The organism is Gluconobacter cerinus (genome assembly GCF_025961355.1).
In the GTDB taxonomy this organism is placed as follows: domain Bacteria; phylum Pseudomonadota; class Alphaproteobacteria; order Acetobacterales; family Acetobacteraceae; genus Gluconobacter; species Gluconobacter cerinus.
Genome location: NZ_JAOQNM010000001.1, coordinates 2108590 through 2126829, shown reverse-complemented (window position 1 = coordinate 2126829; position 18240 = coordinate 2108590). Strand labels below are relative to the sequence as shown.

The 18240-nt window shown below is 56.6% G+C and carries 15 protein-coding genes; 5 read left to right on the top strand and 10 right to left on the bottom strand.

Annotated features, from left to right (window positions below):
* Window positions 1–14: 14 nt before the first annotated feature.
* The 4 genes from M2305_RS09815 to fzlA form a co-directional block, all read right to left on the bottom strand.
* On the bottom strand, window positions 15–1241 hold the full coding sequence (locus M2305_RS09815; RefSeq protein ID WP_264649255.1) for a DNA recombination protein RmuC: 1227 nt from the start codon (window positions 1239–1241) through the stop codon (window positions 15–17).
* Between the two features lie 46 nt (window positions 1242–1287).
* Window positions 1288–1533 (bottom strand): hypothetical protein, encoded by a 246-nt coding sequence (locus M2305_RS09810; protein WP_046902022.1) that lies wholly within the window; start codon window positions 1531–1533, stop codon window positions 1288–1290.
* A 103-nt stretch (window positions 1534–1636) separates the two neighbouring features.
* Entirely contained in the window at window positions 1637–2845 is a 1209-nt protein-coding gene (locus M2305_RS09805) for a BaiN/RdsA family NAD(P)/FAD-dependent oxidoreductase (RefSeq protein ID WP_276556551.1), read from the bottom strand.
* Window positions 2826–3494, bottom strand: coding sequence for an FtsZ-binding protein FzlA (fzlA, locus tag M2305_RS09800; protein ID WP_046901163.1), 669 nt, complete (start codon window positions 3492–3494; stop codon window positions 2826–2828). The genes M2305_RS09805 and fzlA overlap by 20 nt, the downstream gene beginning before the upstream one ends.
* 79 nt (window positions 3495–3573) lie before the next feature.
* Between fzlA and minC the strand changes: the two genes are divergently transcribed.
* The 4 genes from minC to M2305_RS09780 all read left to right on the top strand — a co-directional run bounded on the left by minC (window position 3574) and on the right by M2305_RS09780 (window position 6013).
* Complete coding sequence (minC, locus tag M2305_RS09795) at window positions 3574–4311, top strand: septum site-determining protein MinC (protein ID WP_211498500.1); 738 nt, start codon at window positions 3574–3576, stop codon at window positions 4309–4311.
* Window positions 4312–4468: 157 nt separating this feature from the next.
* A complete protein-coding gene (gene minD / locus M2305_RS09790) occupies window positions 4469–5287 on the top strand; it encodes a septum site-determining protein MinD (RefSeq protein ID WP_046901161.1) in 819 nt (272 codons plus the stop codon).
* On the top strand, window positions 5284–5568 hold the full coding sequence (gene minE / locus M2305_RS09785; RefSeq protein ID WP_046901160.1) for a cell division topological specificity factor MinE: 285 nt from the start codon (window positions 5284–5286) through the stop codon (window positions 5566–5568). Before minD ends, minE begins: the two co-directional genes overlap by 4 nt.
* A gap of 82 nt (window positions 5569–5650) precedes the next feature.
* On the top strand, window positions 5651–6013 hold the full coding sequence (locus tag M2305_RS09780; RefSeq protein ID WP_046901159.1) for a YidB family protein: 363 nt from the start codon (window positions 5651–5653) through the stop codon (window positions 6011–6013).
* A 58-nt stretch (window positions 6014–6071) separates the two neighbouring features.
* Here M2305_RS09780 and M2305_RS09775 read toward each other — a convergent pair whose 3' ends face one another.
* Entirely contained in the window at window positions 6072–7289 is a 1218-nt protein-coding gene (locus M2305_RS09775; RefSeq protein ID WP_264649253.1) for an SMP-30/gluconolactonase/LRE family protein, read from the bottom strand.
* A 173-nt stretch (window positions 7290–7462) separates the two neighbouring features.
* On the opposite strand from M2305_RS09775, the gene M2305_RS09770 reads away from it, so the two are divergent.
* On the top strand, window positions 7463–9943 hold the full coding sequence (locus M2305_RS09770; protein ID WP_264649252.1) for a TonB-dependent receptor plug domain-containing protein: 2481 nt from the start codon (window positions 7463–7465) through the stop codon (window positions 9941–9943).
* An 89-nt stretch (window positions 9944–10032) separates the two neighbouring features.
* Here the strand turns inward: M2305_RS09770 and holA are convergent, their stop codons facing one another.
* From holA to M2305_RS09745, 5 genes are all read right to left on the bottom strand, one after another.
* Entirely contained in the window at window positions 10033–11034 is a 1002-nt protein-coding gene (gene holA, locus M2305_RS09765) for a DNA polymerase III subunit delta (protein ID WP_264649251.1), read from the bottom strand.
* Window positions 11034–11690 (bottom strand): hypothetical protein, encoded by a 657-nt coding sequence (locus M2305_RS09760; RefSeq protein WP_099213168.1) that lies wholly within the window; start codon window positions 11688–11690, stop codon window positions 11034–11036. The genes holA and M2305_RS09760 overlap by 1 nt, the downstream gene beginning before the upstream one ends.
* A 2-nt stretch (window positions 11691–11692) precedes the next feature.
* The gene (leuS, locus tag M2305_RS09755) at window positions 11693–14290 is read right to left on the bottom strand and encodes a leucine--tRNA ligase (RefSeq protein ID WP_264649250.1); all 2598 of its coding nucleotides are present in this window, start codon (window positions 14288–14290) and stop codon (window positions 11693–11695) included.
* 7 nt (window positions 14291–14297) lie between these two features.
* Window positions 14298–14879: a DUF3576 domain-containing protein gene (locus M2305_RS09750; RefSeq protein WP_080951478.1), complete on the bottom strand. Its 582-nt coding sequence runs from the start codon at window positions 14877–14879 to the stop codon at window positions 14298–14300.
* 74 nt (window positions 14880–14953) lie between these two features.
* Window positions 14954–17092, bottom strand: a complete 2139-nt coding sequence (locus M2305_RS09745) for a hypothetical protein (protein WP_408871470.1) — start codon at window positions 17090–17092, stop codon at window positions 14954–14956.
* Window positions 17093–18240: the final 1148 nt, after the last annotated feature.

The following is an 18240-nucleotide window of genomic DNA, read 5'->3' as shown; positions in this document are numbered from 1 at the left end:
AATTAAAATCAGTCTTAAGCTTCCAGACTATCAATCTCGCCCTGCTCCTCATCCGTTTTATCAATACCATCCAGTGATCTCAGGCGACGCCCAAGAACACGGGTCCGGCGGCGCGCCTCTTCGATCGTGTTCCCCATCGTACCGGCATTCCGTTGCAACCGTTCAAGAACCTGATCCATCCGAAGCATTTCCTGCCGTGTCGCGCCCAGCAGGCTTGCAATGGTCTCTGTCCGCTCTTCCAACGCAAGCGTCACATAACCGAGATGAACCGTACGCAGCATGGCGGGTAGTAATGACGGCCCCATGACAATCACCCGATACAACCGCCCGATTTCATCAATAACGCCGGGCATCCGGGCAATTTCGGTATAAAGACCGTCCGTCGGCAGATACAGGACAGCGAATTCAACCGTGACAGGTGGCCGGATATACTTGGACGCGATCTTGCGCGCCTCGAACTTGATCGCCATTTCAAGCTCGCGCCTTGCAGCCTTCTCTGCCACTGCGTCCGAAAGCTCTGAGGCATTTAAAAGCCGCTCGTAAGCCTCCGTAGGAAATTTGCTGTCAATCGCCAGCCGAGGGGCGACATGCCCTTTCACAGGCATTCGAATGGCAAACTCCACCGACTCTCCGCTGTCTCCCAGTCGGAAGTTGGTGTCATAACTCCCTTCTGGAAGAATATCGTCCAGAATAGCCCGGCACTGTGCCTCGCCCCAGCCACCGCGCGTTTTGACGTTCGAGAACAGACGCTTGAGGTCCCCGATCTGGGCTGTAACGCTTGTGACTTCACCGAGAGCTTTCTGCATCGCACTGAACTGCTCAACCACGCGCTGAAAGCTGGTTTGCATCTGCTTTTCGACAGCACCGTGCAACTGTTCATTTACGGCCAGACGGATCCGCTCGATCTGTTCGTTCTGACTTTGTGCCATGTCACGCAACGCATCAGAGAGCAGAACGCGCCCTTCAGCCTGATCCTGCCCAACGCGGCGCGCGAGATCACCAAGTTTTTCACTGGTTTCAAGCCGAAGAGCATCCATCCGGCCGGACAGGACACGCTCAACCTCGGCCAGATGCGCTCGCTGATAGTCCGCATCCCGCGCACGCTCATCGGCTTCACGGTCCAGCAAGCGGGCAACCTCCCCGCTCTTACCACGCAATAATGCCAGTGCAGCCACCACGAGAGCCGCTGCTGCAATAATCCATGGAACGAACTGCACCATACCGGAACTCCCATCCTGCATGGCGCGGTTCTAGCCCCTTAGGAGCTCATGTCCAATCCTGGCAGCCTCAGGGCTGATGGATGTTGCCGTAGCTTGCAGCGCCCAGTCCCGGGCAGGAACAGGAGGTGCCCAAAGGAACCTGAGTTGGCATCTTGCAGGTGTAGATTCCGGCCTTGCAGGTGTAGCCATACCCGGCGACAGGCGCTGACGGGTTAACAGGGCCCGGCGCGGCCGTTCCGACGCATGCACCCAATCCTAGGAATGAAAGGCCTGCAACAGCACGCAGGGCTGAACGGCGAATAGAACCAGACATCAACATGACCCTCTCAAAACAATTCATGTGAGCGCAAAACGGATCTTCCGCTCATCAGTTGCGGGCATCCTATGCCGATATGGCAATCCTGTGGCGCACAAGCCTACAAACGGGCAGCAGCAGCCTGCCCTGCAGCAACACCGCTGGACCAGGCCCACTGGAAATTGTGGCCACCCAGCCATCCCGTGACATCCACTGCTTCACCAATCGCATACAGCCCCGGGACGTCCCGCACTTCCATTGTCTGGGAGGAGAGACCGCTCGTATCGATCCCTCCGCGCATAACTTCGGCCTTCGCGTACCCTTCCGTTCCAGAAGGACGGACTTCCCATCGGGACAGACGTTCTGCGAGCGCTTTGATATTCTTGTCCGGCTGATTGGCCAGCATGACGTCTCCAAGCCCGGCAGCCAGCTCTTTCGCCAGACGCGCGGGGAGCGCTTCAAGCAGGCTGGGAGGAAGCGCGCGCGGACGTGCCTTCTTGATCGCCAGCAAAACCTCCAACGCATTTCGCCCTGGCATCAGGTCAATATGAGCCGTGCCGCCTGCCTCAAGATAAGAGGAAATCTGGAGGATGGCCGGGCCTGACAGCCCACGATGAGTGAAAACCATCCCGTCGGCAAAGCGAGGCCCTTTTTTCCCACAAGTTGTGACGACATCCAGAGACACCCCCGCCAGAGAAGGGTCCGCATCATCCAGGATCAACGGCACCAAAGCAGGAGCAGTCGGGACAATTTTCAAACCGAAGGATCGTGCGATCCGCAGGGAAAGGTCCGTAGCGCCCAGTTTGGGAATGGACAGACCGCCGGTCGCCAAAATCACAGAACGGCTTCGAACATCCCCGGCATCCGTGCGAACGACAAAGCCATCCGCATCGGCCTCGACATCCGTGATCCGGGTATCCATCCGCGCTTCACAACCAGCATCCTGACATTCAGACACCAGCATATCCACGATCTGACGGGCAGACCCATCACAGAACAACTGCCCCTTGGCCTTTTCGTGCCAGGCAATCTGATAGCGATCCACCAACTTCACGAAATCACGCGGGGTGTAACGTGCCAGCGCTGAGCGCGCAAAATGCTTGTTCTGGGACAGGAAACAGTTTGGCCCCGTCTCCAGATGCGTAAAATTACAGCGCCCACCACCCGAGATCAGGATCTTGCGTCCGGGTTCGGACCCATGATCCAGAACCAGTACGCGCGCACCACCACGTCCCGCAGTTGCAGCGGCCATGAGGCCAGCCGCACCAGCCCCAAGGACCACCACATCAAATGTCACGGACAGCTCCCGCTCAGAAATCCAGATTCGCATAATGACCGGGCGGCGTAATGCCACTCATCCGGTCAGTCAGAAGGCCGCGGAAACACGGACGGGACTTCACCCGAGCATACCAGTCCTTGGCGGCCGGCGCTTTTGCCCAGTTCACATCCCCAATGAAGTCCAGCGCCGAGAGATGCGCAGCAGCAGCGAAGTCAGCCATCGAAATGGACGGCCCCGCAAGCCACGACCGCGTTTCTGCCAGCCAGCCGATATAGTCCAGATGGAAGCGCATGTTGCCGTAACCGGCCCGCAGGACGTTTCCGTCTGGGTGACCACGGCCATACAACCGCTTGTCAACTTTTTCGCCCAGCAGGTTGCGCGTCACTTCCTGCCCGAAACGGGTCTCAAACCAGTCCATCAATCGACGGACTTCGACACGTTCGGCAAGCGTACGGCCAAGCAGGGGTGTATCCGGATAGGCTTCATCCAGATATTCGCAGATGACGCGGGCGCCGGGTACGGCAAGCCCGTTCTCTTCAACAAGAACCGGAACCTCACCGGCAGGGTTCAGAGCAAGGAATTCCTCGCGCTGTTCCCACACCCGTTCGATCACGAGTTCACAGGGCAGTCTCTTCTCGCCAAGCACAAGCCGGACAAGACGGCATTGCGGGGAGAGTGGAAGGTGATGCAGGATACGCATTCTTCATGTTCTAAGTCAGCCATTACGCGCTCACAAGAGCCTCCGTCATTGCTTCCATACAGGGCCAACGAATTTTCCGATGTCAGACACCGCATCCGCTTCTCACGCCTCCTCCCCGATGCGCATTCGTGCCCGCGGCCGCTCTTTTCTGGCGCTGGTCCTGTCACCGGAGGCTCCCCTGAACCTCTGGCTGGCCGGCCTGGATCAGCAGGTCGTCCGTTCCGGCGGCCTTTTCAGCGGAAAGCCGGTGATTCTCGACCTCGGACTTCTCTCGGAGGAAACACCAGGCCTGCCAACCCTCCTGGAAGATATCCGCAGTCGTGGTGTACGGATCATCAGCATTGAAGGCGGTGATCGTTCATGGCCGGCTGTCTCGGGGTGGGACTGGCCCGCCTCCTTCGAAGGCGGCCGCCCTTCCGGCGAAGTAGAGCTTCCCGACCAAGGGGCCGCAGCAGATGCAACAGCCGTCGCGGCGCCCGCAGGCGGGCAAACGCTGATCCTCGATGGTGCCATCCGCTCAGGACAGTGCATCCAGCACATGCAGGGCGACGTGATCATTATCGGCTCAGTTTCATCAGGAGCAGAGATCGTCGCGGCAGGCTCTATCCACGTTTACGGTTCGTTACGCGGCCGCGCGATTGCCGGTGTCGGCGGCAAGTCTGAAGCACGGATTTTTGCATCCAGAATGGAGGCCGAACTCCTTGCTCTGGATGGCTTTTACGCCGTTACGGAAGACATTGACGCTGCGATTTTCGGCCAGCCCGCACAGGTCCTTCTGGATGAGGACCGGGTCCGCGTTTTGCCTCTTCCGCGCTGATCCGGAGGCGGGAACTGCAAGAAAGTGACCTCATGCCACGAAACAGCCCTTATTCCCGTGTTGCCGTAAGGCTTTACTATCCCATAGGATAAGGCATCAGGCGCGGGTTCCGCACAACGGGCGGCATTACGTCACAGAAGCAGTTTTTGGAGTATTCATGGCCAAGGTTCTGGTTGTCACCTCAGGCAAGGGTGGCGTCGGCAAGACGACATCGACCGCCGCTCTCGGCGCCGCACTCGCGCAGAGCGGCCAGAACGTCGTTGTGGTGGATTTTGACGTTGGCCTGCGTAACCTTGATCTGGTGATGGGTGCAGAACGTCGCGTTGTGTTTGACCTCATCAACGTGGTGCAGGGCGACGCAAGACTCTCCCAGGCCCTGATCCGCGATAAGCGCTGCGAAACCCTGTCCATTCTTCCGGCCTCCCAGACGCGTGACAAAGACGCGCTGACGTCAGAAGGCGTAGCCCGCGTCATGGAAGAACTTCGCGAGAAGTTTGACTGGGTTATCTGTGACAGCCCGGCCGGCATTGAACGCGGCGCGCAACTCGCCATGTACCATGCTGACGCTGCGGTCATCGTGACGAACCCTGAAGTCAGCTCCGTACGTGACTCAGACCGCATTATCGGCTTGCTGGATAGCAAGACCGAAAAGGCCGAACGCGGCGAGAAGATTGAAAAGCACCTTCTCATCACGCGCTATGACCCGATCCGCGCTGCCCGCAAGGAAATGCTGAGCGTTGAAGACGTTCTGGAAATCCTTTCCATCCCGCTGGTTGGTATTGTGCCGGAAAGTGATGATGTTCTGAAGGCGTCCAACGTTGGCGCTCCTGTCACCCTGTCCTCTCCGGAAAGCCTCCCGGCGCGCGCCTATTTTGAAGCCGCACGTCGTCTGGCCGGTGAGAAGATTGAAGTTTCAGTCCCGGTCGAGAAGCGTGGCTTCTTTGACTGGCTCCTTGGCAAGAAGGGGGCGGCATGAGCTTCCTCGCAAACCTCTTCGCAAAACGTCAGCAGACGTCCAGTAGCGCTGTCGCACGGGATCGCCTCCAGATTCTTCTCGCTCACGAACGTGGCGCGGGTGAAGAAGGCGAGTCAGACCTGATCAAGCAGCTTCACAAAGAAATCATGGAAGTCATCGCACGCCACGTCGCCGTCGATCAGGACAAGGTCAAGATCAAGGTCGATCGTGGCAGTGGCTGTTCAATGCTCGAAATTGACGTCGAAGTTCCTCAGGAACTGAACAAGAAACGGGCGTCCTGATTTAAAGCCGGGCCGATCATTTTGGGTCGGCCCTTTTTTCTCCTAGCGGCGTTCAGGCCGCATCAAAAACGGAACATGCGCCATGAGCGGCTTTTTCGGTAACATCGTGAATCAGGCCATGGGCGCCCTTGGCGGCCAACTCGGCGACAAGCTGGGTGGCAGCTTTGGGGATATGCTCAAAGGCGAAGGCCTGAACATGCTCATCGCACAGGCCAAGAGTGCAGGCCTTGATGAAAAGATCCATTCCTGGATTGGTAATGGGGAGAACCTGCCCATCACCACGGATGAACTCCGCAACCTGCTGACGAACGAGCAGATCCAGATGATTGTCGCAAAGACAGGTCTTCCGGCAGCAACCATTCTTCCGGCTATTGCCCAGCTGCTTCCGGCAGCAGTGGACAAACACACGACAGAAGACCAGCTGCCTCCGCAGCAGACAGCCTGAAGGCTCCAAGCCCGAAAAAGCCCTCAGTTCAGTCATCTGGTCGAGGGCTTTTTCGTTTTTAATCACCCGATGTTCCGGCTTTGGCGGGCGCCCCTTCGGGCAGGGCATTGTAGGCTTCCGGCTCTTCAATCGGGAACCTGACCAGCAGATAGGGCGGAACGCGCCGGTCTTTGCCTTCATTGAAAGACGCCAGCCGGTTCCACTGACCAAACGTGCAGTACACATAATTGTCGGATGCAAAAATGCCATCCGGTGAGAGAGCGCGCGGGTCCCGCAGCATCATCTTGAAACTGCCATCCGGATCACGCCGCAAGATACAGTCGTGTTCGTAGTTGGTCGTGTAAAGGCGATTATGCCGGTCAAAATCGAGGCCATCAGCCACCCCTTTCTCACCTTCATCCCTGATCGCTGGCTCAAGTGTTGCGTCATCCGAGGAGACATCTGCGAGCAGAGCAACGGGCAAGCTGTAGAGACGGCGACTTGTCAGAGGCGAGAAGTACAGACGCTGCTCGTCTTTTGTGATGGCGATACCATCCACACCGCCTGAAACAAGCTGAGGCTTGCCGGGAATGTATCGGCGGGGCTCGCCCTCCACAATTGCCAGAAAGCCCTGTTCCGCCAGAATGGCCTTGCTTTGCGTCAGGACACGACGCGCCTGCCCTGTCGCGACATCCACCACTACAAGTCCCGGCTTCGTCCCGAAGGAAGAATCCGTTACGAATACCGTGCCTTTGGGTCCATGAGACAAGGACACACGCAGATCATTCATATGACTGTCCGGCAAAAGCGCAGGCGCTTTCAGGATAAGCCTGTGAACAATCGTGTTGGTCTGCGGATCGATACAAATGATCTTGGCAGCCCCTGGCGCCAGCGGGTGACCGGCTCTTTTGCCATCATCAATCGCCCAGATCCTGCCCTTTGCGTCCAGCGTCATGCCATGAATGGATACAAGGCAATCCGCGGCCGCGCGGCTGCCGGGCATACTTTCCTCGGCCGAAGGATAAGGAACCACCCTTCCCTTCACGAGTTCACCGAGGGTCGCACCCTTATGGTCAACTGCATGACGCGGAAAACCAACGAAAATGCGACCATCTGGCAGAACCACGACGCCCGAAGGGCCTGGTCCATCAAACCGGGCCACCACTTCGAATACCCCGGAAGGGCCTGTTCCCCGGTCTTCATTTCCATCAGCCCAAGCGGGTTGGGATATAAGAGAGGATGCAGCGAGAGAGGCGGGCGCAACCGATGCTGCGCGCAGAAAACGACGACGCTTCACTGTTCAAGCTCCAAGTGGTCAGTCAAAGAGCAACGCCTCAACTGAGGGAATGAAGCAACACCAGGACACAATTTTCGGGAATGTTATCAAACTGCAAGAAATTGCGTTGACCAAAACGATACACGACATCAGATTGTCGAATTATCAATACACTCTTGTGAGATCGTTAAATCGTGGCTGTACGCTTTTCTTCCCGACATCTGGGACTCCTTGGTACCACACTTCTTGGCTCCTCCCTCATGATGCCGGTTGCAGGACTATGCGCAGCCGTCCCGACAACGGACACCCACCCCAAGAAAACCAAGAGCCAAGCAGTCCGCAATGCTGCCCCCGCGCACGCCAAGGACGTCTCCGGCGGCACTGAGGCTGTGATTGTCACGGGAACGCGTGAGTTCGGCAAGAAAGCACGGGATTCCATTTCCCCGATTGATGTTGTTTCAAGTCGCCAGATCACGTCAACGGGTCAGCCAACCCTTCGCGATGCGCTCTCCCTCCTGCTGCCGTCCCTGACAGTCCCGACAGCAGGCTTCGACGCTGGCGCCCTTACGGACACCATCGCCCTGCGTGGCCTGAACCCGAACGAAACCCTTGTGCTCGTGGATGGCAAGCGTCGTCATACGACGGCCAATATTTATGCCGATCCGGGGCCGTCTCAGGGCGCAACCCCGGTTGATATCGACATGCTGCCAATGTCGATGATCGACCACATCGAAGTTCTGCGTGACGGCGCATCAGCCCAGTACGGCTCGGACGCGATCGCTGGCGTGGTGAACATCATCACCAAGAAGCAGGACCACGGTCTGAGCATGCGCTCTAACACTGGCATCACCAGCGAGGGTGATGGTTTCCAGCAGGGTGTGTATCTGGATGGCGGCTTCAATCTGAATAACCGCGGCTATGTGCATATCGGCGGCGATTTCGTGCATCAGGACCACGCTTTCCGGTCTGGTAAAGACAATCGTACCAACCAGTATACCAACCAGGTGCTGAGCCAGCCCGAACAGACACGTGAGAGCGTCGCCATTACTGCAGGTTACGACATCACCGAAACTGTTCAGGCCTATGCCAGTGCAACCTATGCCCATCGGCATGCGGAATCCTACCAGAACTATCGCCTGCCTTCGACCCTGAGCGCCTATCCCGGATACGCCGCAAAATACCCATATGGCTATTCGCCGATCCTGGGGCTGGAAGAAAACGATTACGAACTGACAGCTGGTTTCAAAGGTATGCTGGCTGGCTGGCACTGGGATCTTTCCACAGTGTATGGCCGTGACTTTGATCGGTTTGATGCCCTCAGCACGATTAACAGCGCCGTTTACAAAGCCGACGGCCGGACGCCTACGAACTTTTACAATGCGCAGGGATATAACAACTCCCAGTGGACAAGCAGTTTCGATCTGTCCCGGAAGTTCAACTTCTCTTTCTGGCCTCACAGCATCAACGTCGCCGGTGGCGCAGCGTATCGCTATGAATCCTATTCCATGGGCACCGGCTCCGCAGACAGCATTGCTGGTACAGGCGCTGACGGCATCCCCGGTACGACAACTTACAACGCAGGCAACTGGTCCCGTGATGTCGCGTCTGGATACGTCGATATTTCTACACACTTGATGAAGAACTGGCAGGTCGATCTGGCAGGCCGCGTCGAGCACTATACAGATGTTGGAAACGCCAAAACCGGCAAGGTCTCCACACGCTACGATTTCAGCCCGCGGTTTGCTGTTCGCGGAACATTCAGCAGTGGCTTCCACGCCCCGACACTGGCCCAGCAGCATTACTCCGCGCTTGCCGTCTCCCCAACGGCAGCACGCGGCCTGATTGCAGCCAACTCCACCGGTGCATTGGCCAACGGCGCTTCACAGATGAAGCCGGAGCAGGCCACGAGCGTCGAAGGCGGCATCATTGTTGAACCGATCCGTAAGCTTCACGTCACGGTCGATGCCTACCAAATTGATCTGCGTGATCGTATCCAGCCAGGTGGAACGATCTACGGTTCACAGGCGTATAAGGCCCTCTACGCAAACGGCTTCCCACTGCCGTCAGGTTCCGAAAACTGGGGTGCTGGCCAGTTGTCAGCTTACTGGTTCGCGAACGTCGCCACGACCCGCACACAGGGCCTGGACATCAATGCAACTTACCCAAGCGAGTTCGGCCGCTTCGGTCATGTGGACTGGGACGTTGCCATCAACCTAAACCGGACGCGCCTGCGCCATCAGGGTACGACCACCAGCGGTGCAAACCTGCTGACCATCCCCACTCTCGCCTATCTGACGACAGCCTATCCGCGCTCCAAGATCATCTTTGGCGGTCGCTGGCATTCGCCCAACAACAGGTGGGCCGTTGCAGTTCACGAAATCCGCTATGGCCAGACGACATCAAACCTGACCTACTATACTGGCCCGAACGCGTTCTCGACCACGAACTATCGCGAATTCCAGAACGCACCTAAATGGACCACCAATGCGTCTGTAACCTACAACATCAACACGCGCTGGAGTGCGACGATTGGTGGCAACAACATCTTCGCTGCTTACCCCTCCGTCGTGCCAAAGGAAAACCGTTATCTTGGTGCGCCCAAGTACTACATGAGCACCAACCAGCTCGGTATTGCTGGCGGCTATTACTATTTGGATGTGTCTGCGCGCTTCTAAGCCAGAACGCAAAACGGCGGAGCTGAACTCCGCCGTTTTGCATAACCACAACACTGACAACCCATCCACTTAATGCAGACGCTGGAAACTCAGACTTTCCAGATGCCACACAGCGCCGAGATATGACGTCGGCAAAGTGCCAGATCAGGTGCACCGCTCTGCTTACAGGCCAGTTCAAAAGCCTGCGTTTCGCGTGCAGCCCGGCTCAGTGCCGCGACAGACCAACGGTCCAGAGCCTGATTAAATGCAGCAGTCCGTTTAAAGAAGATTGGCGGCTTGAGCGTTTTCATGGCTTCTGCACGGCCTTGGCCAGCCTTAACTGCAAGTGCCACTTTCTGAAGCCGCGTCAGCACGCTTAATACTGCACGCGCAACCGCTACGGGATTAGCCCCATCGGCCAAAGCGCGCTCCAGAGCCTGATCTGCCTCTGCCCGATGGCCGGACAACGCGGCGAAGACCGCATCTTCCAGAGAACTCCCTCCCGCATCACCCACGCAGTCCTGAACAGCATCAAGATCAAGCCGACCATTTGGCCCTGCATAGAGAACAAGCTTCTCGATCTCCCCGCGAACGCCGCTTCGATCTGCCCCAAGCCGTCCCATAAGCCAGGTCAAAGCATCCCGATCAATGGAAACTGCGGCCTGGGACAAAGCATCCGTCACCGTCTGGGATAACGCCCGCCCCTCTTCAGGATAACAGGCAATCGATGCCATTTCTTTGTGCCGCTCGGCGAAAGCACGCAGCGTGGATCGTGACGTAAGACCGGGTGCCTCAATCACTATCAACGTGTCCATCGAGACTTCCAGAGCACGCGTCAGCATGGGGGTCAGGGCGTCTGTGCCACTGCGGACCCACACAACACGCCGACCACCGATCAACGAGAGGGCTGTGCCCTCTTCCTCAAGACGATCATGCGTCTCGCGATCGAGTTGGGAGACGCGAAATGGATCGTCCAGTGTCTCTGCAACGAGCCGCACGGCCTGAGCCGCTCTTTCCCGTATTAGCCCCGTGTCTTCGCCATGAAGAAGAATGGCGCGCCACCTTCCGGCATCGGACAGGGCGCGGCCAATGTTACGGGCCTCAATTTTCATTAATTGCTTGTGGTGCCCTGAGAGAGACGTCCCGTCGCGGAGGCCGGGAAGCCATCCACGCCAACGCGATCCGTCGCAGACCCGTTATCGGACGGCATTCTGTCCGTGTTGATATACCTCGGCATATCAACAGGTGCCGCATTGGACGGCATGTTATGGGAGCGGAACCAGACGGCGAGCTGCTGTGTGAGACTTTGAGCCAAGGTATCCGCAACACGCCCCTTGGTCGTTTCATCATTCAGCGTCTGAGCAAAATACTGCTCAAAGCTGCCGCTATAACCGTCAAGCGTTGTCGCATCTCCCTGCGTGATTAACTGGGGAGACTGCTCTACCGTAAACAACTGCCAGTGCGCTGAACCAGAAACACGGATACGCCCCGCTGTATTGTCCTGGTGAATATCAATGGCTTCACTGTTGGCACCGGAATTGACCCGCAGCATATAATGCTGAGGATTTTCAGGACCGGCACCTGCAAGATTTTTTTGCAAGGCCAGTCGCAGTTCCTGACCATATCTTCCCGGAATATTCGCGACGTAAACCTGTGCGAGTTCAGCCGAAATATCGGTTTTCGTATCCATCTTGCCGTAGAGAGGGGTGAAACCACACCCTCCCAGCAGAAGGAACGCAGAAAGGGTCAGGGAACTGCGACGTTTCACGATCAGCCTGCTACCACAAAATTGACGATCCGGTTGGGAACGTGGATTTCCTTCACCAGACGTTTGCCCTCAAGGGCCCGGGCAACATTAGGCTCAGCCTTCGCCGCAGCGAGAACCTCATCCTTCGGGGCATCTGGTGGCACCTGGATTGTTCCACGCAGCTTTCCAAGCACCTGTACACCAATCGTGACGCTCTGAACTGCAAGCCACTCATCCTGCGCCTCGGGCCATGCCCGATCCACAACGAGTTCACCACCAGGTTCGAGAACCGCCATCATGTCTTCAGCAAGATGCGGCATCATTGGTGCAGACAGCAGGCACAGCGCGGAGGCAGCTTCCCGTCGTGCAGCAGAGAAACCAGCCCCCTCTTTGCCCTGCGCCTCTGCCAGAGCGGAGGTCAACTCATGCAGTCGAGCCACTGCCACGTTCGGCGTGAACGCTTCCAAAGCTTCTGTGACGGCGGCAATGGCACGATGCGTAGCACGGCGCAGATCATCTCCAGCCGAGCCATGCGCACTGTCAATCGGATCAGCCGCAGCCACAGCGGAAACCAGACGATGCAGGCGCTGCCCAAACCGGGCTGCAGCAGCCACGCCAGACGCTGTCCACTCCATGTCACGCTCTGGCGGACTGTCAGACAGAACAAACCACCGCGCTGTATCAGCACCAAAACGCTCAATAATCTCTACCGGAGAGACCGTATTGCGCTTGGACTTGGACATCTTTTCAGAGCGTCCGACCTGAATGGGCGTTCCCGTGTCACGTCGGACAACCACATCGCCGCGACGCTCGACTTCTTCCGGATAGAGCCAGTTTGCCCCGTCCTTGTAGCTTTCGTGCGTGACCATGCCCTGAGTGAAGAGGCCGTCAAACGGCTCATCCAGACCCAGATGACCCGTCTCATGCATGGCGCGGGTAAAGAAGCGCGCATAGAGCAGATGCAGGATCGCATGTTCAATGCCGCCGATATACTGATCGACGGGCAGCCAGCCATCAGCCGCAGCCGGCACGGTCGGCGTCGGCGCGTGCGGGCTGGTAAAGCGGGCGAAGTACCACGAACTGTCCACAAACGTGTCGAACGTGTCTGTCTCACGTGTGGCGGCAGACCCGCAGCTTGGGCAGGAAACGTGCTTCCAGGTCGGATGATGATCCAGCGGGTTGCCCGGCCGATCAAATGTCACATCTTCTGGCAGAACAACTGGCAGCTGGTCATCCGGAACCGGAACTGCACCACACTTCTCACAGTGAATAATCGGGATCGGGCAGCCCCAGTAGCGCTGACGGGAAATTCCCCAGTCCCGCAGACGCCAGTTTACGACGCCATGCCCAACGCCCATGCCTTCGAGACGCTCGATGACAGTCTTTTTGGCGACCGCAACAGCCAGACCGTCCAGGAATCCCGAATTGTAAAGCGTAGCTTCGCCCGAGACTGCCTTCCGGCTAACGCGGAATGTCTCAGCATCTTCACCAGCGGGCAGCAGAACCTGCGGCATGGCGAGATCATACTTGTGAGCAAAATCAAGATCACGCTGGTCGCCACACGGGCATCCAAACACTGCCCCTGTGCCATAATCCATCAACACGAAATTGGCGATCCAGACAGGTGCCGTCTGATCTGGATTCAAAGGATTGCTGACGCGAAGACCCGTATCGAAGCCACGCTTTTCAGCGGCCTCAATTACCTCTTCGGATGTTCCAAGACGACGGCATTCTTCAATAAATTCAGCCGCAGCAGGATTGGTCCGCGCGACCTTGGCTGCCAGCGGATGATCCGCGGCAATACCAATGAAGCTCAATCCGAACAGCGTATCCGGTCGGGTCGTGAAGACTTCGATACCATCCAGATCAATGTCGAAGCCCGACGGCGGGCTATGAAGAGCGAAACGGACACGCGCACCTTCTGAACGCCCAATCCAGCGTTCCTGCATCGTCCGCACGCGTTCCGGCCAGCGATCCAGCTGCCCCAGCGTATCGAGCAGCGGCTGAGCAAATTTGGTGATTTTCAGGAACCACTGAGAAAGAACTTTCTTCTCAATCAGCGCTCCGGACCGCCATCCGCGTCCCTCGACAACCTGCTCATTGGCCAGAACCGTCTCATCGACCGGGTCCCAATTTACAGACGAATCCCGGCGCTCAACCAGACCACCGGCGAGCATGTCCAGAAACAGTTTCTGCTGCTTGCCGTAATATTCCGGAAGGCAGGTCGCGATTTCGCGATCCCAGTCCAAGGAAAAGCCGAGACGTTGCAGCGTGCCGCGCATTGTGGCGATGTTTTCCATCGTCCACTTGCCAGGATGCACATTGCGTTCCCGCGCTGCATTCTCAGCGGGCAGTCCAAAAGCGTCCCATCCCATAGGATGAAGCACCGAAAACCCTCTTGCGCGCTTATAACGCGCTACGACGTCTCCAAGCGTATAATTCCGCACATGGCCAACATGCAGCTGGCCGGAGGGGTACGGAAACATCTCCAGAACGTAATATTTTGGCCGATCAGCCGGAGGCACATCTGGAACAGCAAATACATTCCGCTGTTTCCACTCTGCCTGCCAGAACGGCTCCCGGGACTGAAAATCGAAAGCCGTATGTGTCGTGTCGCTCATGTCTAACTCAGTTACCCTGTTCGCCGTTTTCTGCACGCAACTGGCGGGCGCGGGTCAGGATACGGGTCGTGATGTCAGACGTGGTCGTGGCTGAAACCGGAGTATCCTGCCATTCGCCGTCCTGAAACACCTGCCGGAATACCGACACGCGAAGCGCGTCAGAACGCATACGGCGGTCAAGCACATACGCAGCAATCTTGAAGCGCTCGCCCTTGCTGGACGGCGGCTGATACCAGTCCGTCAGAATGACACCACCGACTGCGTCGGCGGAAGCCAGCGGCATAAACGAAAGCGTATCGATCGCGCCACGCCACAGATAGGCATTAACGCCGCCCTTAAGCTGGTCAGCGCCACCTTCTGCCCCACGATCAACGCCGAGCAGATGATTGCGGGGCGCAGTAAGGCTGCTGGGATCGCGAGCGCCGCCACAGGCAGCAACTGTACCGAGGGCAAGAATGCCCACGGCCGTCCGAAGCGCTGAACGGCGGGAAGAGCTGGAAACAATCATCTGCATACGAGACATCATGGTGGTCCTGCGGGCCGGGCCAGGGCCGTCACGGGCATGGAGACAGACTGGCGAAACCTGAATCCGGGCAACATCAATTCCGTGTTCATATCGCGCTCATCGGGTAAGGCCAAGCGCCCTACCTGCACATGAGCGCTTTATAAAAGACCTGTTGAGCTGAAAGCCTGCCGCAGCTCCGCCTTTTTGGCCGCACTCAGATACGGAAAACGACTCAAAATCTTCTCAATTGTCAGATCCGGAACCAGACGGTGCAAATGCTGTCGCACCTGCTGGATTTCCTCACTACTTTCGCCCTCAAGCACCAGAGCTGCCAGATAATAGACCAGCGTGCTCGAGTAATTGGGGTGCAGCCCAGCCATCAGACGCCCCATTTCAATGACGTCCTGACGTTCTCCGCCCAACATCATGACCATCATAAAAAACGGTCTGATCAGTGTTGAAAGTGGAGAATGATACGGATTGTGACGCAGCCTTCCTGCTACCGCTGCCGCCTCAGCCAGGTTTCCATCCAAAACATGTAACAGGACGCGGCATAGCAGCACATCGTGCATGTTATGCATGCTTGAAGTCCCAGCCATAGACTTCTCACACATCCGCATGATGGAACGTGCCAGAGGCACAGATGCCGGATCGTGCATCAGCAGCGTGGACAAAAGGATGGCCATGCCAGGCGCATCCGGCTTGAGATTCACCAACAGGCGCGCAAACTCGATGCCGCGCGCAAGCAGCGCTGTTCCGGCCGCACTCCAGTCATTTTCGTAGCGGATCAGGCAGTAGAGCACCTGCATCACTGCCACGGTGCCTTCCCGCGGATCTTCGATCCCCGCAGCGTCCAGAAGCTGACTAATCCTCGGGAACAGGGCATTGTCCCGCTTCAACAGCAACATGAAAACCCTGGTCGCTTTACCCAGAGCAGAGAGTTCACTGTCTGCGCGGTTCGCCGTACGGCGTGCCTCCGCAAGGAGAAGGCCCCACTGCATTGCCGTTGCAGGCCCCATCAGTCCGTTGCTGACTGACATCGGGTCCAGATCCGGCAGATCGTAGTAAGTGCCCCAGACGATAAATCCACCGGCCCGAACATCCAGAACCTTCAGGATAAGCCGGAAAGCATTATCCGAGGCACCGGCCCGAACCGCGCCAGTCACGACATAGTCGGCGCCGAGGCCGCGATACGATGCAAGGGGGTTGGCCGGGTCTGGAACGAAACCTTCAGGCTTTGCCACAATATCAAAAGTGTCGACATGAACGAACAGAAGTTCAAACTGATCGCTCAAGCTGGTCGCGCACTTTAACTCGGCATCTTTCAAACCGTCCGCCGCAAACGGCGACAATACAAGCAGGGAGATCTTTCGGGATTGCCCGGCTGCCATCTGCGAAAGATGAAGGGGTAATGCCAGCATCGGATCTGTACGCTGTGCGCCTGTAGGAACAGCAAGAGTATCGTCGTTGCCTGAAAATAGCACCGAAGCGCCGTCCAGCTCGGCAATACCTGCGGCCCCAATGCTCGGCTCGAGCCCAGCGGCCTTCAGAACACTGGAAATTAACGCTTGGGTAACAGGGCCTGCCACATGCCCCTCTTCCTGCCCAAAGGCTCGCACGGCCTGCTCCGCCAAGAGAACAGCCCTTGCCTGCTCACCGCGACGCAAAGCACTTTGAATCTTGGCCCGCCACGCGGCTTCATTCAGGGCATCAACCTTGAGAAGACGATCCGTAACGTCATCAACCTGCTCTGGGTCAGTCAACTCGCGCAGACAGCCTTCGTAGAGCCCGAGAAGATGATGTGAGAGCCGTGCACGCTGCTGGCTGAGCCACTCATCCAGCGCGACATCGATTCCGCTAAGCTCCCCAAGCAGCACTTCCTCTGGCGCAGGGATACTATCGATGGTCCTGACACTGGCCGTGAGGATACGTTCAGCGTCCACAGACGTCAGAGCAGGCTTCAGCATAAGAGAATGCCGCTGCACATCTATAATCTCGACGCCCAAGGGGCTCAGAGCGTCCAAAAGACGGTGAATTTCCTGCCGCAATGAAGCGCGCGCCATATCTTCTGGCCGACGACTCCATAGCAGTTCAGCCAATCGGGAACGAAGGACGGGCTTTCTGTCAGACAGAGCCAGAATAGCCAGAAGCGCGCGCGTTTTACCCCCAACAGGAAGAACACTCTCCCCCGTCAGGGTGCGCGCTTCCATTTGCCCAATAAGCTTGAGACGTAGAAGTGTAGGGTCTGCTTCGCGGGCCTGGCGCACTGAACTTGAAAGCATCTTAGTCATACCCATCAATACCCGCAGTCAGACCGAAACGCATGAAAAGGACGCAGACTATCTCGATCAGATATTCGATGCGAAACCATGGCTAGCAACCCTCAACCCTAACAGCCCTGAAACAGGCGTTTCAAAACGCTCGCTGTAGGAACAGGCTGTGGCATTACCATCCTCCCTACCCAGGCGCTGATAATGTTCAGCAACCACACCCCATCAGAAGATTTCTTGAAATCTTTATGGAGGGGTCTATTTCGAGGATAGCAATTCTTCACACTCATACATTGAGGCAAGGATATACCACCCAGTTACGTACTACTTTCTCAACCTATCCACAGGATAAGCCAAGACTATGGCACTTCATCAGAGACAGCTTTTGACACAGGCACTTCTGAAAGTTTGATATCAAAAAACTATGTAGACAGGGATGACTGGAACCACAGACAACACGAAAGTGCAAGAATGTTCTTACATTTTTGCCTCCAAATTTAGACATATAAATACGCCAAAAACCCGATAATTGGAAATATGATTTACGTTTTTATGTTAATTTGATAATTAAATTACGGAATGAATAACGTTTCCGCTTCACTGATATCATATTTGGTTTGCAAAATAATAACATTTTTTTTCAGTATTGACCCTATCCAGAGCGATGCTTGCAGGTGAAAGCATCTTAGGATAACTAGCTCCTCGTGTGTCCGCGTAGCTCAGCAGGATAGAGCACAGGATTCCTAAGGTCTGAATTGGGCGCCATGACAGGAAACTTCATGGTGGATTCACTCAAATTCGGGGAACGCTCTGGTTCACTTGAGCCGTGCCAATCCCGAGCCAAGCTTTCCGCATTAGTCGGAAAGAAGGTGTAGAGACTGTACGGGTGACACCTTGGCCGCTTAGGGGGCTGTGGTGAAGAGACAGTCCAGACCACGAACATGCTCAAGGGCATGGCGGCGAAAGTCGAAGTGGTATGAATCCTGGGGCCGGAGGTTCGAATCCTCTCGCGGACACCACACAAAGCTCCTCCTTTCCACTCCCGAGTAATATTTTACATTTTCCCTACGCTTTACAATCACGATAATTTTCGTATTTTCCGATAAATTTTTTATTTAACAATTTTTACATACCTCCCTATTCAGAGGAATTTACACAGTAAAAATCTTCGAAAC

What these genes read in the sequence shown, in the direction of transcription:
- M2305_RS09815 (WP_264649255.1), bottom strand. Translation starts at nt 1,241, where the DNA reads ATGCAGGATGGGAGTTCCGGTATGGTGCAGTTCGTTCCATGGATTATT.
- M2305_RS09810 (WP_046902022.1), bottom strand. Translation starts at nt 1,533, where the DNA reads ATGTCTGGTTCTATTCGCCGTTCAGCCCTGCGTGCTGTTGCAGGCCTT.
- M2305_RS09805 (WP_276556551.1), bottom strand. Translation starts at nt 2,845, where the DNA reads ATGCGAATCTGGATTTCTGAGCGGGAGCTGTCCGTGACATTTGATGTG.
- fzlA (WP_046901163.1), bottom strand. Translation starts at nt 3,494, where the DNA reads ATGCGTATCCTGCATCACCTTCCACTCTCCCCGCAATGCCGTCTTGTC.
- minC (WP_211498500.1), top strand. Translation starts at nt 3,574, where the DNA reads ATGTCAGACACCGCATCCGCTTCTCACGCCTCCTCCCCGATGCGCATT.
- minD (WP_046901161.1), top strand. Translation starts at nt 4,469, where the DNA reads ATGGCCAAGGTTCTGGTTGTCACCTCAGGCAAGGGTGGCGTCGGCAAG.
- minE (WP_046901160.1), top strand. Translation starts at nt 5,284, where the DNA reads ATGAGCTTCCTCGCAAACCTCTTCGCAAAACGTCAGCAGACGTCCAGT.
- M2305_RS09780 (WP_046901159.1), top strand. Translation starts at nt 5,651, where the DNA reads ATGAGCGGCTTTTTCGGTAACATCGTGAATCAGGCCATGGGCGCCCTT.
- holA (WP_264649251.1), bottom strand. Translation starts at nt 11,034, where the DNA reads ATGAAAATTGAGGCCCGTAACATTGGCCGCGCCCTGTCCGATGCCGGA.
- leuS (WP_264649250.1), bottom strand. Translation starts at nt 14,290, where the DNA reads ATGAGCGACACGACACATACGGCTTTCGATTTTCAGTCCCGGGAGCCG.
- M2305_RS09745 (WP_408871470.1), bottom strand. Translation starts at nt 17,092, where the DNA reads ATGGGTATGACTAAGATGCTTTCAAGTTCAGTGCGCCAGGCCCGCGAA.